Raw genomic sequence first — 18,036 nt, 5'->3', positions numbered from 1 at the left:
ATTTTTTTGTTTTCATATCTTCCTTTTCAAAGCAAATACTAGAAATTGCGAATGAACGCGAAAGAAAGGAAGAGCTTTTTATGAGCAGGAATACCAAGGAAAAAATGGTTGTATTTTCTGTGGGGGCAGCGGCCTATACATTGATCGAATTGCTTTGGCGGCAGCATACCCACTGGTCGATGACCTTGACTGGCGGGACCTGTTTTACGATCCTGTACCAGATCTATAACCGTTGGAAAGCTATGCCGCTGACGAAAAAATGCCTGATCGGCAGCGGTGTGATCACAGCCGTTGAGTTTGTGGTTGGAGTTGTGGTGAATATTTGGCAGAAATGGAATGTCTGGGACTATTCCGGGATGCAGTTTAATTTGTTAGGACAGATCTGTTTATTATACTCTTCGTTGTGGTTTTTCTTGTCTATACCAATCGTATATATCAGTAAAAAATTAAAAATCCGTTTACAGCGGGTATTATAGCTACGCGGAGAGTACCAAGAACAGCAAATAGGAAAGAACGATCCCTAAAGAGCAGATGATATGAAAGATTTTTGCCGCATTGCCCTCTTCCTTTTTAGCCCGCCGCTTCAGCAGGATCGCCCCTGCGATTACCGACGACAGCACGCCAAAGATGAGCATTAAGGTGGTCTGATAAGACGGGATATAGATCGACTGCTTCCAGCATAAGATGTCGGCGATGGAAAGGATCGTGAAGTTAAACATGTTGCTTCCGATAATATTTCCGAACATGGCGTTGTAGTTGCGCTTGCGCACCAGTGCGACGCTGGAGGTCAGCTCCGGCAAAGAGGTGGCGACGCCTAAGAACAACGCGCCTGCCAATGAAGCATTCAGGTTCAGTTTGCTGGCGATCTGGTCGGTCGCCCAGGTAATGCAGATGCTAGCGGCCACCAGTCCTAAGGCCATCAGGATAAAACGAACCACGATCTGCCGGACTGTCAGCGGAGAATCCGCCTCCTCATCGTTGGCGGTGTCGTCTGAAGAAAGGAAACGGAATGAGATCACGTAAACTACGATGATCAGCAAAGAAACAATGTTGATATTGATCACCGGGATCGTTCCCCAGCCGGTCAGGGTTGCAAACGCGCAGCCCAGATAGGCAATAAGAGAACAGACCAGCGTGGCCATATGGGAAGGCGCCACCTTGCTTTTGATAAAGTTCCGGGCAGTAAAGGCCACCAAGGCGCCCAGCACGGCTAGATTAAATACATTGCTGCCTAAGACATTCCCTATAATCAGTTCCGGGTTATCCACAACATAAAGGGAAGAGATACTGGTGAACAATTCCGGCAGGGAAGTGACCGCGGCAAGGATGATCCCGCCGATAAACGCTCCGGAGATGTTAGTCTTTTTGTCCAGCAGGTCAACGTAATCTGCACATTTGACCGAGCAGAGAACAACAAGTACCGCTAAAACGAAATAGATGATAAAGATCATGGCTGCTCCTCCAAGCTGGATCATAGGCACAAAAAGAGACCTATGTGCAGTGCTTCCTGCACATAGGTCTTGTTTTTTCAAGGTTATACCAGAGCAAAAGCCCGGGACTGTTGGTATAAGCTACTCAAAAGAATGAGCAAACTACTCCCCTATGATCCTGTCATTTTATTGTCTTTTATTATAGCATATTTTCGACATTTGTCAACTTGTTTATCGGCTCATTCAGAGTCTGATGCTTTTAGCTTTTCCAAAACAGCCGGGTACTGTTCCGCTTCTCCAGAGAGCACCAGGACTTTGATCCTTTGAGAGGAAAGAGCCTGTATATTTTTGGTGGAGAGGGCGGTATCTGTGATAACCAGATCCGGTTCCAGTTCGAGGATCGCCTGAATATCAGGCTGTTCCGCTGTCCCTGCAACAAGAGTTTCAGCATAATCCTCCAGCGCGGAATCTGTGTTGACCCCGGCAATACGATCAGTAAGCCCTAAGGCGGCCAGCGCGGAGGTGATCTCATCTGAAAGGGAAACGATCCGTTCCGGTTCCCCATATAAGGTGATATTTTCGATCACCACCGGAAAGTCTGCTTTGGAAGAGGTGTCCTCCGCGGGATAGGACTCGCAGGCTGTCAGAAAGCAGAGGGAGAAAAGAATAAAAAATACAGATAGTTGTTTTATATTACTTTTATACATAACGCAAACCTCATTGTTTGACTGGAGGAAGCCCTAAGCTTAAACGCCCCTCTACATAGTCGATATACTGGCGTGCGACCCGCCCGGAGCGGCTTGCTTTTTTCATTGCAAAGATATTCGCGCCTTTTTTCAGACTTTCTTCGTCCACTTCGAGCCCGCGTTCTTTTGCGATCTCGCAGACGATGTCCATGAATTCGTTGAGGTTTGGCTTGGTAAAGGTGACCACCAGCCCGAAACGGTCTGCCAAAGAAGCACTTTCATCGCGGGTATCGCTGGCGTGAAGCTCGTTCCCCTCCCGGGAAGAAAAGGTTTCCTTGATCAGGTGCCGCCGGTTGGTAGTGGCGTAGATCAAAACGTTTTTCGGCAGCTCGTTCAGCGAGCCTTCCAGTACGGCTTTCAGGGTATTGAAGCACTCGTCGTTTTCCTGGAAGGTCAGGTCATCAATAAAGATGATAAATTTCAACGGGTTATTTTCAATGAATTTTAATACTTTATGCAGATAGATAATGTCTTCTTTAGAAACCTGGATCATCCGCAGGCCATTTTGATGAAATTCATTTAAAACCGCCTTAACAGTGGTGGATTTTCCGGTGCCGCGGTCCCCGTATAGCAAGACATTATTTGCCGGCTTTCCATTGAGGAAGCTGAGGGTATTTTCAATGACCTGCCGTTTCTGGAGTTCATATTTTTTCAGACTGTTCAGACGGAACGGCTCAAAATGCTTGACCGGAACGATTTCCTTGTGATCGTCCATGAAGAAGGCATAATATTTGGTGAATACCGAGGTACCGTTTCGGCGGTGGTAATCGCCCAGCGGGGCAAGATCGTCGCCCCATTTCTTTTCGTGAGAACGGTACCGTTTCTTTTCATTGCTGTATTCGGCAAACAGCTTCACCATCTCCGCTTTTTCTGGAAACAGGTCGGTGATTGCCTGCTTGATCTCCTTGCTGGTGATCAAAGACAGCAGATAAAAGACGTTTAGATCAAATTCCGCCGCTTTTTTCAAAGCGCGGGTAAGGCGGTTATATTTATTCTGCGCGCACATGACGGAATACACGTTCTCATCACACAGGATCTTGTCAAACAGATAATCCGGAAGGCTGCCGCTGAATTCGCTTTCATACAATATCGTGCAGATTTTGCTGTAATGTCTGGAGATTTTATCAAAGTCAGCCGGGTCCTGCTCCAAAGCCCGGAATAGCTTGCAAAAGCGTTTGACCAATTTATCCTCCCTGAGATGGTGATAGACAGAAACGCCCGAGAGCATGTCCAATACATAGATCCCTTTGTCCATCTGAATAAAACCCCTTTACAACAATATGATTTCATTATACAATGACTCCACCAGATTTGTAAACTGAAATTTTGCAGATACGAAAATTTATACAAAGTAGGAGGGGGATTGTTTTTGATACAAAGACAGCTGTAAAAAATCGCAGGACGCTTTTTTGCTTTTTTAAACACTATGACAAATTAAAGTATAAAAGAGTTGAAAAAAATAAAGGAATCCCTTATAATAAAACCAATAATACTTAGGGCGCTATCATTAAGAAGAAAGAAAACGGGAGGGAACATGTATGATCACAGTTGCGCAAGCAATGGTAAAATGTCTGGAAGAGGAACAGACGTCTGTCGTGTTTGGTTATCCCGGCGCCGCGATCGGTGCATTTTATGATGCCTTATCTCACAGTGAGATTCAACATATTTTAGTTCGGCATGAGCAGATGGCTGCCCATGCCGCCAGCGGGTATGCCAGAATGAGCGAACGTCCGGCAGTCTGTATCGCCACTTCGGGGCCGGGAGCTCTGAACCTGATCACAGGGATCGCTACCGCATATATGGATTCGGTCCCTATGGTGGTCATCACAGGGCAGGTATCCTGCGATATTTTGGGAAGCGATGGATTTCAGGAAGCAGATATTACCGGCGCGGTAGAGCCGTTTATCAAATACAGTTATATTGTAAAGGATCCGGATTCGATCGGCCGGATCTTTAAAGAGGCGTTTTACTTGGCGGCAAGCGGACGTCCGGGTCCGGTGCTGATCGATGTGCCAATGGATATTCAGACCCAGAAGATCCAGTTTTCCTATCCGGAAACGGTGAATATCCGGGGATACAAGCCGACCATCAAAGGCCATCCGGGACAGATTAAGCGCGTGGCAATTGCCATGAGGAATGCAAAATGCCCGGTGATCTGCGCGGGCGGCGGGGTGTTTACCGCAAAAGCGCAGGCAGAACTCAGTGAATTGATTGAAAAAACGAATATCCCGCTGGTCACCACCATGATGGGGATCGGCGCGGTTAACTGTGATAACCCGTTAAACTTTGGGATGCTTGGGATGCACGGGGTCCCTGCCGCAAACCATGCGGTGCAGAAAGCAGATCTGTTGATCCTGATTGGGGCTAGGGCAAGCGACCGTTCCGTAATGGCGCCCAAAATTGTAGAAAAACATAAAAAAGTGGTACATATCGATATCGACCCGGCAGAGATCGGAAAAAACCTTGCGGTTGATATTCCTCTGGTAGGGGACATAAAAGCGATTTTGCAGGAACTGAACCAAAAGGTTACCCGCAACGAATGCACTGAGTGGCAGGAAGAGCTGCGGGAATTCAAAAATAGGACCAGGACAGACCGTACGGTCCGGGAGGGATACATTAATCCAAAGCTGTTTATGAATCTGCTCTCCACCGAAACAGACCCGAATGCGCTGGTGGTTGCAGACGTAGGGCAAAACCAGATCTGGACTGCCAACCACTGCGGGATCCACAACGGGCGGTTCATGACCTCCGGCGGGATGGGGACCATGGGGTACTCGATCCCTGCGGCGGAAGGCGCAAAACTGGCCGACCCCAAACGACAGGTCGTGTCGGTTTGCGGAGACGGTTCTTTCCAAATGCAGATGATGGAATTGGGAACGATCTCATACTATCATATCAATGTAAAAATGGTCGTGATGAACAACAACTACCTAGGCATGGTAAAGGAATTGCAGGATAAACATTATGCGGGCAATGAAACCGCGGTCCATTTAGGGGATGTGTTGAACATCTGCAAATTGGCTCAGGCTTATGGGATTCCGTCAAAGAGGCTGACCGATATGTCCGAATGCAAAAATGCGATTGCTGAAATGATGGAGCATGACGGACCGTACCTGCTGGAATGTATGGTATCTCCGGATGAATCCACATTGTAAGGAGGGAAAGATATGCTGCACACGATTTCTATTTTAGTAGAAAACCACGCCGGTACTCTTTCCCGGATTTCGGGGCTGTTTTCGCGGCGGGGATTCAACATTGAAAGCCTTGCTGTTGGAATCACCGACGACCCCACCATTTCCCGTATCACCATTATCGTGGAGGGGGACGACTACACAGTTGAGCAGGTGGAAAAACAACTGAATAAGCTGGTTGACGTAATTAAGCTAAAACGGATCCGTTCCGAGGAAAATATCAGCCGGGAGCTGATGCTGGTCAAGGTGGCGTACAACGCCAAGACCCGCGGCGACGTGATCGATATTGCGCGCGTCATGCAGTCGAAGATCTGCGATATTTCCCCCAGCACCATCACGATCGAGATCTCCGATACCACGGAGCGGCTGGAGATCCTTCAGGAATTACTAAAGCCTTACGGGATTTTGGAAGTTATCCGTACCGGCACCATTGCGATCCAGAAGGGCAGTGAAGTGATTAACTGATCAGGCTAACCTCAGCTGTGTTATGCAGCTGGATTATGTATACATACGACCGACGAGGACTCGCCGGAAAATTTTAGGAGGAGAAAAAGAAATGGCAGATTTGAAGATTTTTTATGAAAGCGATTGCAATTTAGGGCTTTTGGACGGAAAAAAAGTTGCGATCATCGGCTACGGCAGCCAGGGGCATGCCCATGCACTGAACCTGAAAGAGAGCGGCGTTGATGTTGTTGTCGGCCTGTATGAAGGTTCTAAATCCTGGAAAAAAGCAGAAGAAGCCGGCCTGACCGTTATGACCACCGCAGAAGCAACAAAGGTTTCCGACATCATCATGATCCTAGTTCCGGACGAAAGACAGGCTGACCTGTACAAAAATGAAATCAAACCAAACCTGACCGCTGGGAAGACTTTGGCGTTTGCACATGGCTTTAATATCCACTTCCAGCAGATCGTACCGCCGGCTGATGTTGACGTGATCATGATCGCACCGAAAGGTCCGGGCCACACCGTTCGTTCCGAATATCTGGCTGGCAAGGGCGTTCCGTGCCTGTATGCGGTTCACCAGGACGCTTCCGGCAGAGCTGTTGACATGGCTTTGGCTTATGCTGCTGGGATCGGCGGCGCAAGAGCGGCTGTTTTGGAAACCACTTTCCGCGTAGAAACAGAAACCGACCTCTTTGGCGAACAGGCTGTTCTGTGCGGCGGCGTCTGCGCTTTGATGCAGGCTGGGTTTGAAACCTTAGTAGAAGCTGGCTACGACCCAAGAAACGCTTATTTTGAATGCATTCACGAAATGAAGCTGATCGTTGATTTGATTTATCACGGCGGATTCTCTGAAATGAGAGCTTCCATCTCTGACACTGCGGAATACGGCGACTATGAAGTTGGAAAACGCATGATCACAGATGAAACAAAGAAAGAAATGAAAAAAGTTTTGGCAGAGATCCAAGACGGCACCTTTGCAACGAACTGGATCGCTGAAAACAAAAATGGCCGCGCCCACTTCAACGCGACTAGAAGGCTGAAAGCTGAACATGAACTGGAAAAAGTTGGTAAGGAATTGAGGAAAATGTATTCCTGGAATGAAGAATAACTACTTCTAGCATTGGAAAACCGGGAAAACAGTAGTTCTTTCTGTTTTCCCGGTTTTTGACATTTTGGGATAAGGTACAATTTTCCGTTCTATAGGAAATAAGGCTCAAAAAAGAAAAAAACGCCTGAAAATCAGGCGCTTTCAAAACAAAATTTATGAGCGAAAAAGTGTACTTTGTCATTCGTAAGTAAGACAGCGAATAAGAGGCTGCTTTTCAAGCATTTGACTGCTGTTTTTCCCCGAATGGCAAGGTACACTTTTTCATGATTTTTCATGGTATAGAAAGATAGTTGAGAAACATATTATTTATGATGAAGGCAAAATAGGAAATAGGAGAAAGAAGAAAACATGTGTGGATTTGTAGGATTCGTTGATGCAAGAACACAAGATAAAGCAAATGTGATCCATGCCATGGCCGACCAGATCGTTCACCGCGGCCCAGACCAAGAGGGATATTTTTTGGACGATACTGCCGCCTTGGGATTTCGTAGATTAAGCATTATAGATTTGGAAAAAGGCGGGCAGCCGATTTATAACGAAGACCAAAGCAAGGTTCTGGTTTTTAATGGGGAGATTTACAATTATAAGCAGTTAAGGGAAGAACTCATCCAGAAAGGCCATCAGTTCACCACAAAATCCGATTCTGAGGTGCTGCTGCATGGTTATGAAGAATACGGAAAAGAGCTTTTACAAAAACTGCGGGGAATGTATGCGTTCGTTATCTGGGACAGAACATCGCAGAAGCTATTTGGGGCACGGGATATTTTTGGAATAAAGCCGTTCTATTATTACCACAAGGGGGATGTCTTTTTATTCGGCTCCGAGATCAAGGGCTTTTTGCCGCATCCGCATTTTGAAAAAGCAGTAAACCAAAAAAGATTACCGGAATACCTTTCTTTTGAATACCTGCCATGTGAGGAAACGATGTTCGAGCATGTGTTCAAGCTGCTGGGCGGACATTGCTTTACCTATGAAAACGGCAGTTTAACCGTTGAAAAATATCATCAGATTGAATATCGCATTGATGAAACGAAATCACTGGAAGAGTGGGTAGACACCATTGAAAAGACCTTTGAGGACTCTGTGCTGGCGCATAGAGTCAGCGACGTAGAGGTAGGTACGTTCCTATCGAGTGGAATTGATTCCAGCTATGTGGCGAACGAGGTCAATAAAAGCTATCATGTAAAGGCTTTTTCAGTGGGATACAAGGAAGAAAAATACAGCGAATTATCCTATGCGGAAGAATTTGCACAAAGCATAGATTTAGATATTCACACCAAAAAAGTGTCTGCGGACGAGTTTTTTGAGATCGCGCCGAAGATCCAGTATTATATGGACGAGCCGCTGCCGAACCCCTCTGCCCTGCCGCTTTACTTTGTTGCCAATACAGCCGCCAAACAGGTGAAGGTAGTGCTGTCCGGTGAGGGGGCGGATGAATTATTCGGCGGATATAATTATTATACGGAACCATTGGACTATGCATCATACCAAAAATTGCCGCAATGGCTGAGAAGCTTTGCTGCTGCTGTGGCCGGGAAACTGCCAAGTTTTCACGGGAAGCGCTTTCTGACTAGGGCGAGCCAGCCTATTGAAACACGTTTTATTCGGAACAACTATGTGTTTGACCAGAAAGAGCGGCAAAAGGTGCTGGCACAGCCGGTAACTGCACCAGATCCGGCACAGTTTACGAAGCCTTATTTTGACCAAGCGGCCAAATTGGACGACGTTAGCAAAATGCAGTATGTGGACATCCATACATGGATGCTGTATGATATTTTATTAAAGGCTGATAAGATGAGCATGGCAAATTCTTTAGAGCTGCGTGTGCCGTTCCTTGATAAAAAGATGCTGGAGGTGGCGATGCAGATCCCGGCGAAATACCGGGTGAGCCGGGAAATGACAAAGATCGCCCTAAGGAAGGCGGCGATCCGGCAGCTACCGCCTAAAACAGCGAACAAGAAGAAGCTGGGATTCCCAGTACCGTTGAACGACTGGCTGAAACAGGAGCCATATTACCGCCAGGTGGCCGAAGCGTTCCAGAGCGAAGAGGCAAAGCTGTTTTTTGATCAGGCGTATATTATGAAGCTATTACAGGACCATAAAGATGGAAAACGCGGGAATATGAAAAAGATTTGGTCTGTTTATTGCTTTTTGCTTTGGTACCGGGAATATTTTATCAATCGGTAAGGAAAAGGAGAGGAAAAACCTCTCCTTTTTTCTGTAATAAAAAGGTTGTAAAATCCGGCTAAATTCTTTATAATATTCTTTGAGAGATGTTTGGAAGAAGAGGTTGGTAGGAATGAAAAAATTAGGATTTGACAATGAGAAATACCTGCAAATGCAGTCGGAGCAAATCCAAAACCGGATCAGCCAGTTTGATAATAAGCTGTATTTGGAATTTGGGGGAAAACTTTTTGATGATTTTCATGCTTCCCGTGTGCTTCCGGGTTTTGCGCCGGACAGCAAACTGAAAATGCTGCTAAAGCTAAAAGATGAAGCCGAAATTGTGATTGTGATCAATGCAAACGACATTGAAAAAAGTAAGATGCGGGGTGATTTGGGAATCACCTATGACTTGGATGTACTGCGGCTGATGGATGCGTTCCATGATGTAGGGTTGTATGTTGGAAGCGTCGTGCTGGCGCAGTATGCCGGGCAGCCGGCGGCAGATACCTTTAAAAACCGCTTGGAAAAACTGGGGACCAAAGTTTACCTGCACTATCCGATCGAAGGCTACCCCAGCAATATCCAATATATTGTCAGCGATGATGGTTATGGAAAAAATGAATATATTGAAACTTCCCGCCCACTGGTAGTGATCACAGCGCCGGGGCCGGGGAGCGGAAAGATGGCTACCTGCCTTTCACAACTGTATCATGAGTATAAACGGGGCGTAAAGGCGGGATACGCGAAATTTGAAACCTTCCCAGTTTGGAATCTCCCGTTGAACCATCCGGTCAATTTGGCATATGAAGCAGCAACAGCGGATCTGAATGATGTCAATATGATCGATCCGTTCCATTTAGAAGCCTATGGAGAAACGACAGTCAACTACAATCGCGATGTGGAAATTTTCCCGGTATTGAATGCGATGTTTGAAAAAATTGTCGGGAAAAGTCCCTATCATTCACCTACGGATATGGGGGTCAATATGGCAGGGAATTGTATCATTGATGACGAAGCTTGCTGCGAAGCTTCCAGACAGGAGATCATTCGGCGTTATTATAACGCAAGGTGTGACCAACGGCAGGGTCGTGGGGAGAAAGCGGCGGTCTATAAGATCGAGCTTTTAATGAAAAAAGCAGGCGTATCGGTAGAGAGCCGGGCGGTCGTAGGCGCGGCAAACCAGCGTGCAGAACTGACAGGAGAGCCGGCCGCGGCCATTGAACTGTCAGATGGAACGGTTGTAACTGGAAAGACGACCTCGTTGCTGGGTGCGTCGGCTTCAGTGCTGTTGAATGCCTTGAAGGTATTGGGAGGGATCAACCATGAGATCCATCTGCTCCCCCCGATTATTATCGAGCCGATCCAGCGCTTGAAAACGACCCATCTTGGAAATCATAATCCAAGGCTGCACACGGATGAGGTGCTGATCGCGCTGTCCATCAATGCTGCGACGAATCCCGCGGCAGAGCTCGCCTTAAAGCAGTTATCTAAATTGAGCGGCTGTGAAGCGCATTCCTCAGTGATCCTTTCTCAGGTAGATGAAAATATTTTCCGCAGGCTGGGCGTGAACCTGACCTGTGAACCGAAATATGAAAGCAAAAAGATGTATCATAAATAACAAGACCCCCGGAAATTATCCGGGGGTCTTGTTATAAAAACAGGCTGGGGGGAAACCAGCCTGTTTTCGTTATTCAATTAAAGTACCGTCATACGGGTCTACTAGTTTTCCGTCATAGGGGTTCTCTTCTTTTGGAGGCTCTTGCGCAGGGTGATTTTTATCACGGAACGCCAGCTTTAAGAGGATTGGGGCGACTATGGTGGTAACAACGACCATCAAAATGATCGGCCCAAACAATACATCGCTGACAAGCCCTAATGCCTTTCCTTTATTGGCAACGATCAGTGCAACCTCACCACGTGAAACCATTCCAGCACCAATTTGGATGCTTTCTTTGTTATTAAACCCAGTTATTCTGGCGCCTAAGAAACAGCCCACGATTTTGGAAAGGATCGCGATCACTACCAGTAATATGGAAAAGACGATCAGTGCAACGCTCATGCTGTCAAGTTTTGCGGCGATCCCGACGCTGGCAAAGAAGATCGGGGACAAAAACAAATATGACACAGTTTCAAAACGGGCAGTAATGTAATGGCTTCTTTTGGTGCCGGATAAGATCAAGCCTGCTACGAACGCGCCGGTAATATCTGCAACTCCGAACCATTTTTCTGCAAGGAAAGATAACAGCAGGCAGAATACGAACGCTACGATTACATAACGGCGCAGGTCTTTCTGGCTGTTGCTGAACCACATGGAAAACAGTTTGAAAAAGATGATTCCGACCACACCGGAAAACACAAAGAACAGAAAGATTTTTGCCAGGATCAGGGCAACGTTGGAGGATTCTCCAGACAAGCTGGAAACGATCGTCAACACAACGATCCCCAAAACGTCGTCGATAATGGCGGCGCCCAAAATAGTATTTGCCACTTTGGTGTTGAGTTTCCCCATTTCTTTGAGCGTTTCAACCGTGATGCTGACTGAAGTTGCGGTAAGCACGACACCGATGAAGATGTTTTCCATCAATGTTTCGCCGCCGACACTGCTGAAATGCCCTAATAGAGCCCCGCCGATCAATGGGACGATTACCCCAATGACGGCAACGACTGTGGAGGCAACTCCACAGTTCTTCAGCTCCTTGATATTGGTTTCCAGCCCTGCGGTGAACATCAAAACGATAACGCCGATCTCTGCGAGCTGGGTGATGAATTCTGTTTCCTGTAAGACTCCAAAGCATGCGGGCCCTAAAATCAGACCTGCCAAAAGCGCCCCTACTACCTGCGGCATGTTTACCTTCCGGGTCAACAGTCCAAGCAGTTTAGTGCTTAAAAGAATCAATGCGAGGTCCAACAAAAAATTATAAGACATTTTTTTCTCTCCTTACAAATTTTGTTACGAAACTGTGTCCAATTTACGCACCTATAATAGTACTATTTCCCAACAAAATAAGCAAGAGCAAATCTTCCAAAAATCCTATTATTTTCGAGAAAAATATAGATAAACATGTTTATTTATACATAATTATACGTAAAAGCTGTATAAAGAGATTATTGTTAAATATTCAATATCAATTCATAAATTGTCTATAAGGATGCAGTATCTGTTTGGTAAAATATAAAAAAGGGGGAGCGAAGATGAGGCCGGCTAACATGAATTTTGGAAAAGTTTTGAGACTGCTGATACAACATGGACCATTATCAAGGATCGATTTGGCAGACTTGCTTTCATTGACCAGGGCTTCCGTCACGATTTTAGTAAATGATATGCTTCACATGGGCGTTTTACAGGAAATCGGGGAGGATCATAAGCGTTCTCCTAAAAATGCAAGGGGCAGGAAAAAGATCTATCTTTCTTTTAATGAAAATTTTCGTCTTGCGGTGGGTGTCGTTTGGATGCCAGGCCAACTGTTATTAGGGCTTACCAATTTACTGGGACAGACACTAGAGCGTATCAGCATCCCTACTGTGGGGATCAAGCGTGAACAAGTCACAGATCGTCTAAAGCGGGAAGTTTTAAAAATACTCGGCAGGAATTGGATCGATCCGGATTGCCTGTTAGGGGTCGCAGTATGTATTTCCCCTAAAATAAAGAGCGATTGGAAAGAGGAAGAGCTTGGCTCCTTTCAAATGGAGTTGGAGGCTGCTGTTCATAAGCCGGTTTTTTTGGGTGCTACAGCAGAGGGGATCGGGGCCGCGGAACAGCTTTTCTTTTCTTCTTTTTCCAGTACAGATTATTTTTTGCTGGATTTTTCAGAGGACAACTGGCCGATTTATTGGTTTTTTGCCGATCGGGGAGATACTTTTAGAGAATTAGAGCTTCCTTGCTTTGTAAAAAAAGGAGAAGAATTGGTCTATCTGCCGGATCAGTGCCGAGCCTCTCATCTTTCAGTGGATTTATTCGCTGCCTCTTTTCTTTGCGTATTCCGGGCTATCCGGCCGGAAAAGGTACTGCTTTATCATCTTGATGAAAAGACGGAAGATATATTCCGGGCATTAAAAAAGATGGATGGTACATTTTCAGAACAGCAGATGCTCAAAAGCCATTTGGACGAAGAAAATTTATATTTGGCGGCAAGCGCCCTTTGTGTGAAAATATTTTTTTGGGAAACGGTGTAATATATATGGGGAGGGCACAGAACCTTCTGCGCCCTCCCCCATAGCTTTTTAAGAACAAAACAGATGATTGCCGATCATTTTAATAACCGGCCGGGAACGGATCCACTTGTTGTTGGTCTTTTTGGGGTTGTAATAATAAATCGCCCCACCGCTTGGGTCTGAACCATTTAACGCATCGCGTGCGGCAGAATAAGCGGAATCTGCAATTGGCTCGTTAAACTGGCCGTCAGTAATTGCAGTAAAGGCTCCGGGCTGGTAGATTACCCCGGATAGGGTGTCTGGAAAAGAGGGATGCTCTACCCGGTTCAGAATCACCGCCCCTACTGCCACCTGCCCTGTATAGGGCTCTCCACGGGCCTCTGCTGAAATGATACGGGCAAGTAAATTTACATTCGTTTCATTTGCACTGGGCACTGTGCCGATAGAGATCCCAAGCTTTTTTAAGGTTTGCGGGCCGGCGATTCCATCGGCAGAAAGACCTTTCTGCTTCTGAAATTTGATCACGGCATCTTTTGTCTGCTGGCCGTAGATTCCATCAACGGATCCTTTATAGAGTCCGCGATCCTTTAGCTCCTGCTGGATTGCCTTTACTTCTGGTCCTCGTGATCCCATACTGGACAATGCGGCGACCTGATAGATGTCGTCATTGATATAAACAATAAAAGATACGCATAGGACAACTGTTAAAAGTAGAATCAAAATTTTTAGAACGTTTATTTTTTTGATCACAGCAAATTTCCTTTCTGGATGGATTTTAAGACTAGTGTTTCAAAAATCAGGAAAAATATGCATGAATGCTGTGCTCAAAAAGTGAAACTCTTCCCAAAAAGAAAAAACAGTTCAGAAACATTGAAATTACAGTGATAGGGAAGTATTTATGCAAACATACTATAACACCGACAGGTGGGGAACTAAAAAGAGAGAACTGCTATTTTACCGCGGTTCTCTCTTTTTAGCTTTAAATATCCGAATTCAATTTTTTGACAATTTCCTTTTTAAAAATATCATGGTTTTCTTCGTATCACGCTTCTTTAGCAATAGCGCGGATTACGTTCTTGGCGCCATTCTCTGATTTAAGTTTCCCGGATAAAAAAATCATTAACGGCATGGTCTTTAGGGTTTGTAGGGTCTTGGTACGTTTAAAATAGGTTATTCGTTCATACGCATCGGTAAATGTGACTTTAGCGGAAAGCCTAAAGACAATATCCTGCCCGTTTTCCTGATTACAGGCATCAAAGACTTCGCGTGGGATTTTACAGACAATTAATTTTAGCGGATAAAATTCAAGGTTCCCAAACTTTAGAATCCAAGAACCCAGGTTCAACCAGACGTGCCAATGTGCAGGAGTTTTCTACTTTTTCGCCGGACATGGGAAGGTGTTCTCCCGATCACATAGCGGCTACTGTTTTTTCGCTCTGAGAGGTCTCAGTCACGATACCGTGCGTCAGTATGGCTCTACTCATTCGATAATCATAGAGGAAACACTAAATTTGGGGATATAAGATGCTTTGCTGAATGCACCGTCTTTATAAATGTGAAGGAGATGGATATAGGCGGTATATTCGCTAAAAAGGAGTATCGTAGAATAGTTAGTGCCATCTTGAAATTTTGTTGATTTCATGCTAAAATATTTCAAAAGGGGGCTTGACAAAGATGATGGCAGAGCGTAAAATCGGCTATCGGCTATCGGCTATCGGCTATCGGCTATCGGCTATCGGCTATCGGCTATCGGCTATCGGCTATCGGCGGCCTAACTTTGTCTATTTCTCTTGCCGATTGGTTTTTTATAAACTTTCAGATGTTTCAAAAGGCGTACTCTGCCCGTTTGACAGCGGGTAGAGTGTGCCTTTTTACGTCTCAGAGAACCAAAGCGAACATCTGTATAAAATTTGAACAAGGAAGGGAAAATCAATGAAGACAAAGCGAACATTTTTAAGTACCCTGCTGACGGCCTGCATGATGTTCCTGCTCATGCCGATGACAGTTTTTGCGGCGGATGATGCTGCGTTCGAGGTCATTACAACAGAAGGGGAAACAACTCAATATACAAATGTGCAGGATGCCCGCAATGCTATGCAAGACGGCTATACATTGAAGCTTTTAAAAGACTATGTTTCAACACCAGAGTATAATTGGGGAATATCTATCGACAAACGCGATATTACAGTGGATTTAAACGGATATAGCATTACCTCCAATAAAACTGACAGTTATGCGCTGAAGTTAGATCAAAAATACGGAGGAGCACGCAATAATACTGTAACGATTAAAAACAGCGGAAGCAAGCAGTCTGTTTTAGCCAGCAGCGGTTATCAGATTACAACTGCCAGCGGAGATAGCCGTTATAATCAGATCATTAAATTAGAGGGAGATATTGCGTTCAAGAATATAACTGAAGACGCTGAACCACTTGGGATCAAGCTGGGAACCGGCGCTAAATTATTGGATACGGAAAGCGCCCGTAAATTAGTACCCAACGGCGGATTTTCAGCAAAAGAAGCGGACGGTAACAACTACATTTATGGAAGTTATGCAAACGCGGCTAGCAGTTCAGTGGATGGTATTATAACGCTGCTGAACAACTATACGGGAAATGAAAAAATCTATTCCGGTTCTGAAAATGCAGTTCTCGATTTAGATGGTCATACCTACACTTATACAGGTGATGATACGGCAATCGATGTGAACTATCCGAATGTAACGTTTACCATTAAAAACGGTAAGATTGTCACCAGTGAGGCGGCAGACGGCGCTCATTTAATTGGTGCGCCAAATTCAGGCAATATGAATAACAGAGCCCTTGTGCTTGAAAAAGTGGAACTGACAGTACCTGGTGCTGATAAATATGGTATCGTTACAAACGGTACTGAAGCCGGAAACAAAGTAACGTTGAAAAATTCTACACTCAATGTAGAGAATGGTTATGGTATTTACTTCCCATCAGATGGTGAGGTAACGGTTGACAATTCAGTTATCAACGCTAAATATACGGGTGTGCAGGTTTGCTCAGGAAGTCTCACAGTAACGGGCGAGACCGCAATTACGGCGACAGGCCAGCCTCAGGAAAAAACAGACGGCGATGGCCCTATCGCAGACGGTGCGGCTGTGTCAATCGTGAACCGTGACGGATATAAAGGGTTAGGAACTGTAACGATAGAAAACGGCGTTTTCAATTCCGCAGCAGATGTAGAAGCAGTCAAGGCATATTCGTTTAACAATACAAACAAAACTGAAGAAGAATGGGCTGAAGCAGGCAATGTCGTTGAAGTAACAGGCGGAAGTTTTTCTTCCAACATTGCAGAAAATATCGTAAACAGCGATATGCAGGCAACTGTAACTTCCGGTAATGAAACAAGAGTCGTTATCGGAAAAATGGCTGTGGAAAATGCCGTTAAAGCACTAGGAGCAGGTGACAAAATAACATTCACAAAAGCGGCGGACGATGCAGTTATTACAATTCCCGAAGGGGTAGAAATAACCAACGGCACAGGAAAAGATATGACGATCAACGGCGATACTGTCGAAGCTGGCGAAACCTCAACCATGCATGTGTGGGACACTGAGTACACGATCGATAAAGAAGCCACCTGTACAGAAGACGGGAGCAAGTCGATCCACTGCACCACCCCCGGCTGTACTGAAAAGAAAGACGTGCAGATCATCCCTGCGGCGCACAAGCTAGAAGCTGTTGCCGTGCAGGACGCCACTTGTGAGGCAGAAGGCATAAAAGCACATCAACATTGTAGCGTGTGTGGTAAGGACTTCATTGATGGTGAGGAAAAAACCGCAGATGAATTAAAGATTGCTAAACTTGCCCATACCTATGCAGATGGTAAGTGCACTGTTTGCGGTGCGCTTGACCCAGAATATATACCGTCGAAGCCTTCTCAACCGGAGGAGGACCCTACGGATAGCAAACCAGAAACAACAATCCCCCAAACAGGAGATGGCAGCAATATGACACTGTGGGCCGTTATGTTGCTCGTTAGCATGGGCGGTGTTGTTGGAACTGTTATTTGCTCCAGAAAGAAAAAATACAACAATAAATAAAGTATAAAAGCGCTCTGTAACAAAGCAGGGCGCTTTTTTTATAGTCTAACATGAGAAACAGAGAAACTTGAAGGATTTCAACATCAACTGTTGGTCTTGACAGACCGACGGACTATCTCAATCTGAGTAAATTGAATTTTTTATTGTTATTTATGTTCAGATAACCGTGTAAAGAAGCACGGTTTTACGCAGCAAAATACAGATACTAAGGTACGATCTGTAAGCGGGGAAAACGAAGGACCTCCCCGGCGGTCTGCCGGGGAGGGTCTAAAATAGGGTACACTTTGAAAATATAAGAAAAAGCTGCATTTTGATTTTTCAAAATGCAGCTTTTTTGGTATGCCCGATGCGATTCGAACGCACGACCTTCAGAGTCGGAGTCTGACACTCTATCCAGCTGAGCTACGGGCACGTAGAGGGAATAAAGATAATAAATAGATTGTACAATATTTTTGAAAATTTGTAAAGGGGGAAGAGAGAGGAGAGGAGAAAATGAGGGAATGATTGTAAGAAACAGATAAAAAAAGGAGAAGAGAGAGAAAAAAGATCAACAAAAGGTAGAAGAGGAAAGAAAGGGGTTGACGAAAAGGGGGAGGAAGTGCTAAAATAACAAAGCTGTCGAAGCGGGGGAGTACCGAAAGACAAGGGGCGAAAAAAAGCACTTGACAAAGGGACGCGAACGTGATATGATAGTAAGGCACCACAAAGAGGGAGCGGACAAGTAC

Annotated in this window: 14 protein-coding genes and 1 tRNA gene; 9 read left to right on the top strand and 6 right to left on the bottom strand. The window is 45.4% G+C overall.

Annotated elements, in window-relative coordinates; translation table 11 throughout:
* The first annotated feature begins 14 nt into the window (after positions 1–14).
* Positions 15–476, top strand: a complete 462-nt coding sequence (locus tag CIB36_RS07890; protein ID WP_093989040.1) for a putative ABC transporter permease — start codon at positions 15–17, stop codon at positions 474–476.
* Here the strand turns inward: CIB36_RS07890 and CIB36_RS07885 are convergent, their stop codons facing one another.
* From CIB36_RS07885 to CIB36_RS07875, 3 genes are all read right to left on the bottom strand, one after another.
* On the bottom strand, positions 477–1,451 hold the full coding sequence (locus tag CIB36_RS07885; protein WP_093989039.1) for a sodium:calcium antiporter: 975 nt from the start codon (positions 1,449–1,451) through the stop codon (positions 477–479).
* A 218-nt stretch (positions 1,452–1,669) separates the two neighbouring features.
* A complete protein-coding gene (locus tag CIB36_RS07880) occupies positions 1,670–2,137 on the bottom strand; it encodes an ABC transporter substrate-binding protein (protein ID WP_093989038.1) in 468 nt (155 codons plus the stop codon).
* 10 nt (positions 2,138–2,147) lie between these two features.
* Positions 2,148–3,431, bottom strand: coding sequence for an ATP-binding protein (locus CIB36_RS07875; RefSeq protein WP_093989037.1), 1,284 nt, complete (start codon positions 3,429–3,431; stop codon positions 2,148–2,150).
* Between the two features lie 283 nt (positions 3,432–3,714).
* Here CIB36_RS07875 and ilvB point away from each other — a divergent pair, with 283 nt between their 5' ends.
* The 5 genes from ilvB to CIB36_RS07850 all read left to right on the top strand — a co-directional run bounded on the left by ilvB (position 3,715) and on the right by CIB36_RS07850 (position 10,706).
* On the top strand, positions 3,715–5,331 hold the full coding sequence (gene ilvB / locus CIB36_RS07870) for a biosynthetic-type acetolactate synthase large subunit (protein ID WP_093989036.1): 1,617 nt from the start codon (positions 3,715–3,717) through the stop codon (positions 5,329–5,331).
* Positions 5,332–5,343: 12 nt separating this feature from the next.
* The gene (ilvN, locus tag CIB36_RS07865) at positions 5,344–5,832 is read left to right on the top strand and encodes an acetolactate synthase small subunit (RefSeq protein ID WP_093989035.1); all 489 of its coding nucleotides are present in this window, start codon (positions 5,344–5,346) and stop codon (positions 5,830–5,832) included.
* A gap of 22 nt (positions 5,833–5,854) precedes the next feature.
* Positions 5,855–6,922 carry a ketol-acid reductoisomerase gene (gene ilvC, locus CIB36_RS07860; RefSeq protein WP_093989034.1) on the top strand — a complete coding sequence of 356 codons (1,068 nt, stop codon included), beginning with the start codon at positions 5,855–5,857 and terminating at the stop codon, positions 6,920–6,922.
* Between the two features lie 348 nt (positions 6,923–7,270).
* Positions 7,271–9,109 carry an asparagine synthase (glutamine-hydrolyzing) gene (gene asnB / locus CIB36_RS07855; protein WP_093989033.1) on the top strand — a complete coding sequence of 613 codons (1,839 nt, stop codon included), beginning with the start codon at positions 7,271–7,273 and terminating at the stop codon, positions 9,107–9,109.
* 112 nt (positions 9,110–9,221) lie between these two features.
* Positions 9,222–10,706: a DUF1846 domain-containing protein gene (locus CIB36_RS07850; protein WP_093989032.1), complete on the top strand. Its 1,485-nt coding sequence runs from the start codon at positions 9,222–9,224 to the stop codon at positions 10,704–10,706.
* Positions 10,707–10,775: 69 nt separating this feature from the next.
* On the opposite strand, the gene CIB36_RS07845 is transcribed toward CIB36_RS07850, so the two are convergent.
* Positions 10,776–12,014, bottom strand: coding sequence for a cation:proton antiporter (locus tag CIB36_RS07845; protein WP_093989031.1), 1,239 nt, complete (start codon positions 12,012–12,014; stop codon positions 10,776–10,778).
* 281 nt (positions 12,015–12,295) lie between these two features.
* Here CIB36_RS07845 and CIB36_RS07840 point away from each other — a divergent pair, with 281 nt between their 5' ends.
* Positions 12,296–13,261 carry a helix-turn-helix domain-containing protein gene (locus CIB36_RS07840; RefSeq protein WP_154825775.1) on the top strand — a complete coding sequence of 322 codons (966 nt, stop codon included), beginning with the start codon at positions 12,296–12,298 and terminating at the stop codon, positions 13,259–13,261.
* Positions 13,262–13,309: 48 nt separating this feature from the next.
* On the opposite strand, the gene sleB is transcribed toward CIB36_RS07840, so the two are convergent.
* Positions 13,310–13,990, bottom strand: coding sequence for a spore cortex-lytic enzyme (gene sleB, locus CIB36_RS07835; RefSeq protein WP_407657465.1), 681 nt, complete (start codon positions 13,988–13,990; stop codon positions 13,310–13,312).
* 924 nt (positions 13,991–14,914) lie between these two features.
* On the opposite strand from sleB, the gene CIB36_RS07825 reads away from it, so the two are divergent.
* Together CIB36_RS07825 and CIB36_RS07820 are read left to right on the top strand one after the other, a co-directional pair.
* Complete coding sequence (locus CIB36_RS07825; RefSeq protein ID WP_093989028.1) at positions 14,915–15,100, top strand: hypothetical protein; 186 nt, start codon at positions 14,915–14,917, stop codon at positions 15,098–15,100.
* Between the two features lie 72 nt (positions 15,101–15,172).
* Positions 15,173–17,311 carry a hypothetical protein gene (locus tag CIB36_RS07820; protein WP_093989027.1) on the top strand — a complete coding sequence of 713 codons (2,139 nt, stop codon included), beginning with the start codon at positions 15,173–15,175 and terminating at the stop codon, positions 17,309–17,311.
* A gap of 335 nt (positions 17,312–17,646) precedes the next feature.
* On the opposite strand, the gene CIB36_RS07815 is transcribed toward CIB36_RS07820, so the two are convergent.
* Positions 17,647–17,723 (bottom strand) — tRNA-Arg (locus tag CIB36_RS07815).
* Between the last annotated feature and the right edge of the window lie 313 nt (positions 17,724–18,036).

It is taken from the genome of Massiliimalia timonensis, from assembly GCF_900186585.1.
Taxonomy (GTDB): domain Bacteria; phylum Bacillota; class Clostridia; order Oscillospirales; family Ruminococcaceae; genus Massiliimalia; species Massiliimalia timonensis.
The sequence above is the reverse complement of the archived record's forward strand: the minus strand, read 5'-3'. Positions and strand labels throughout refer to the sequence as shown.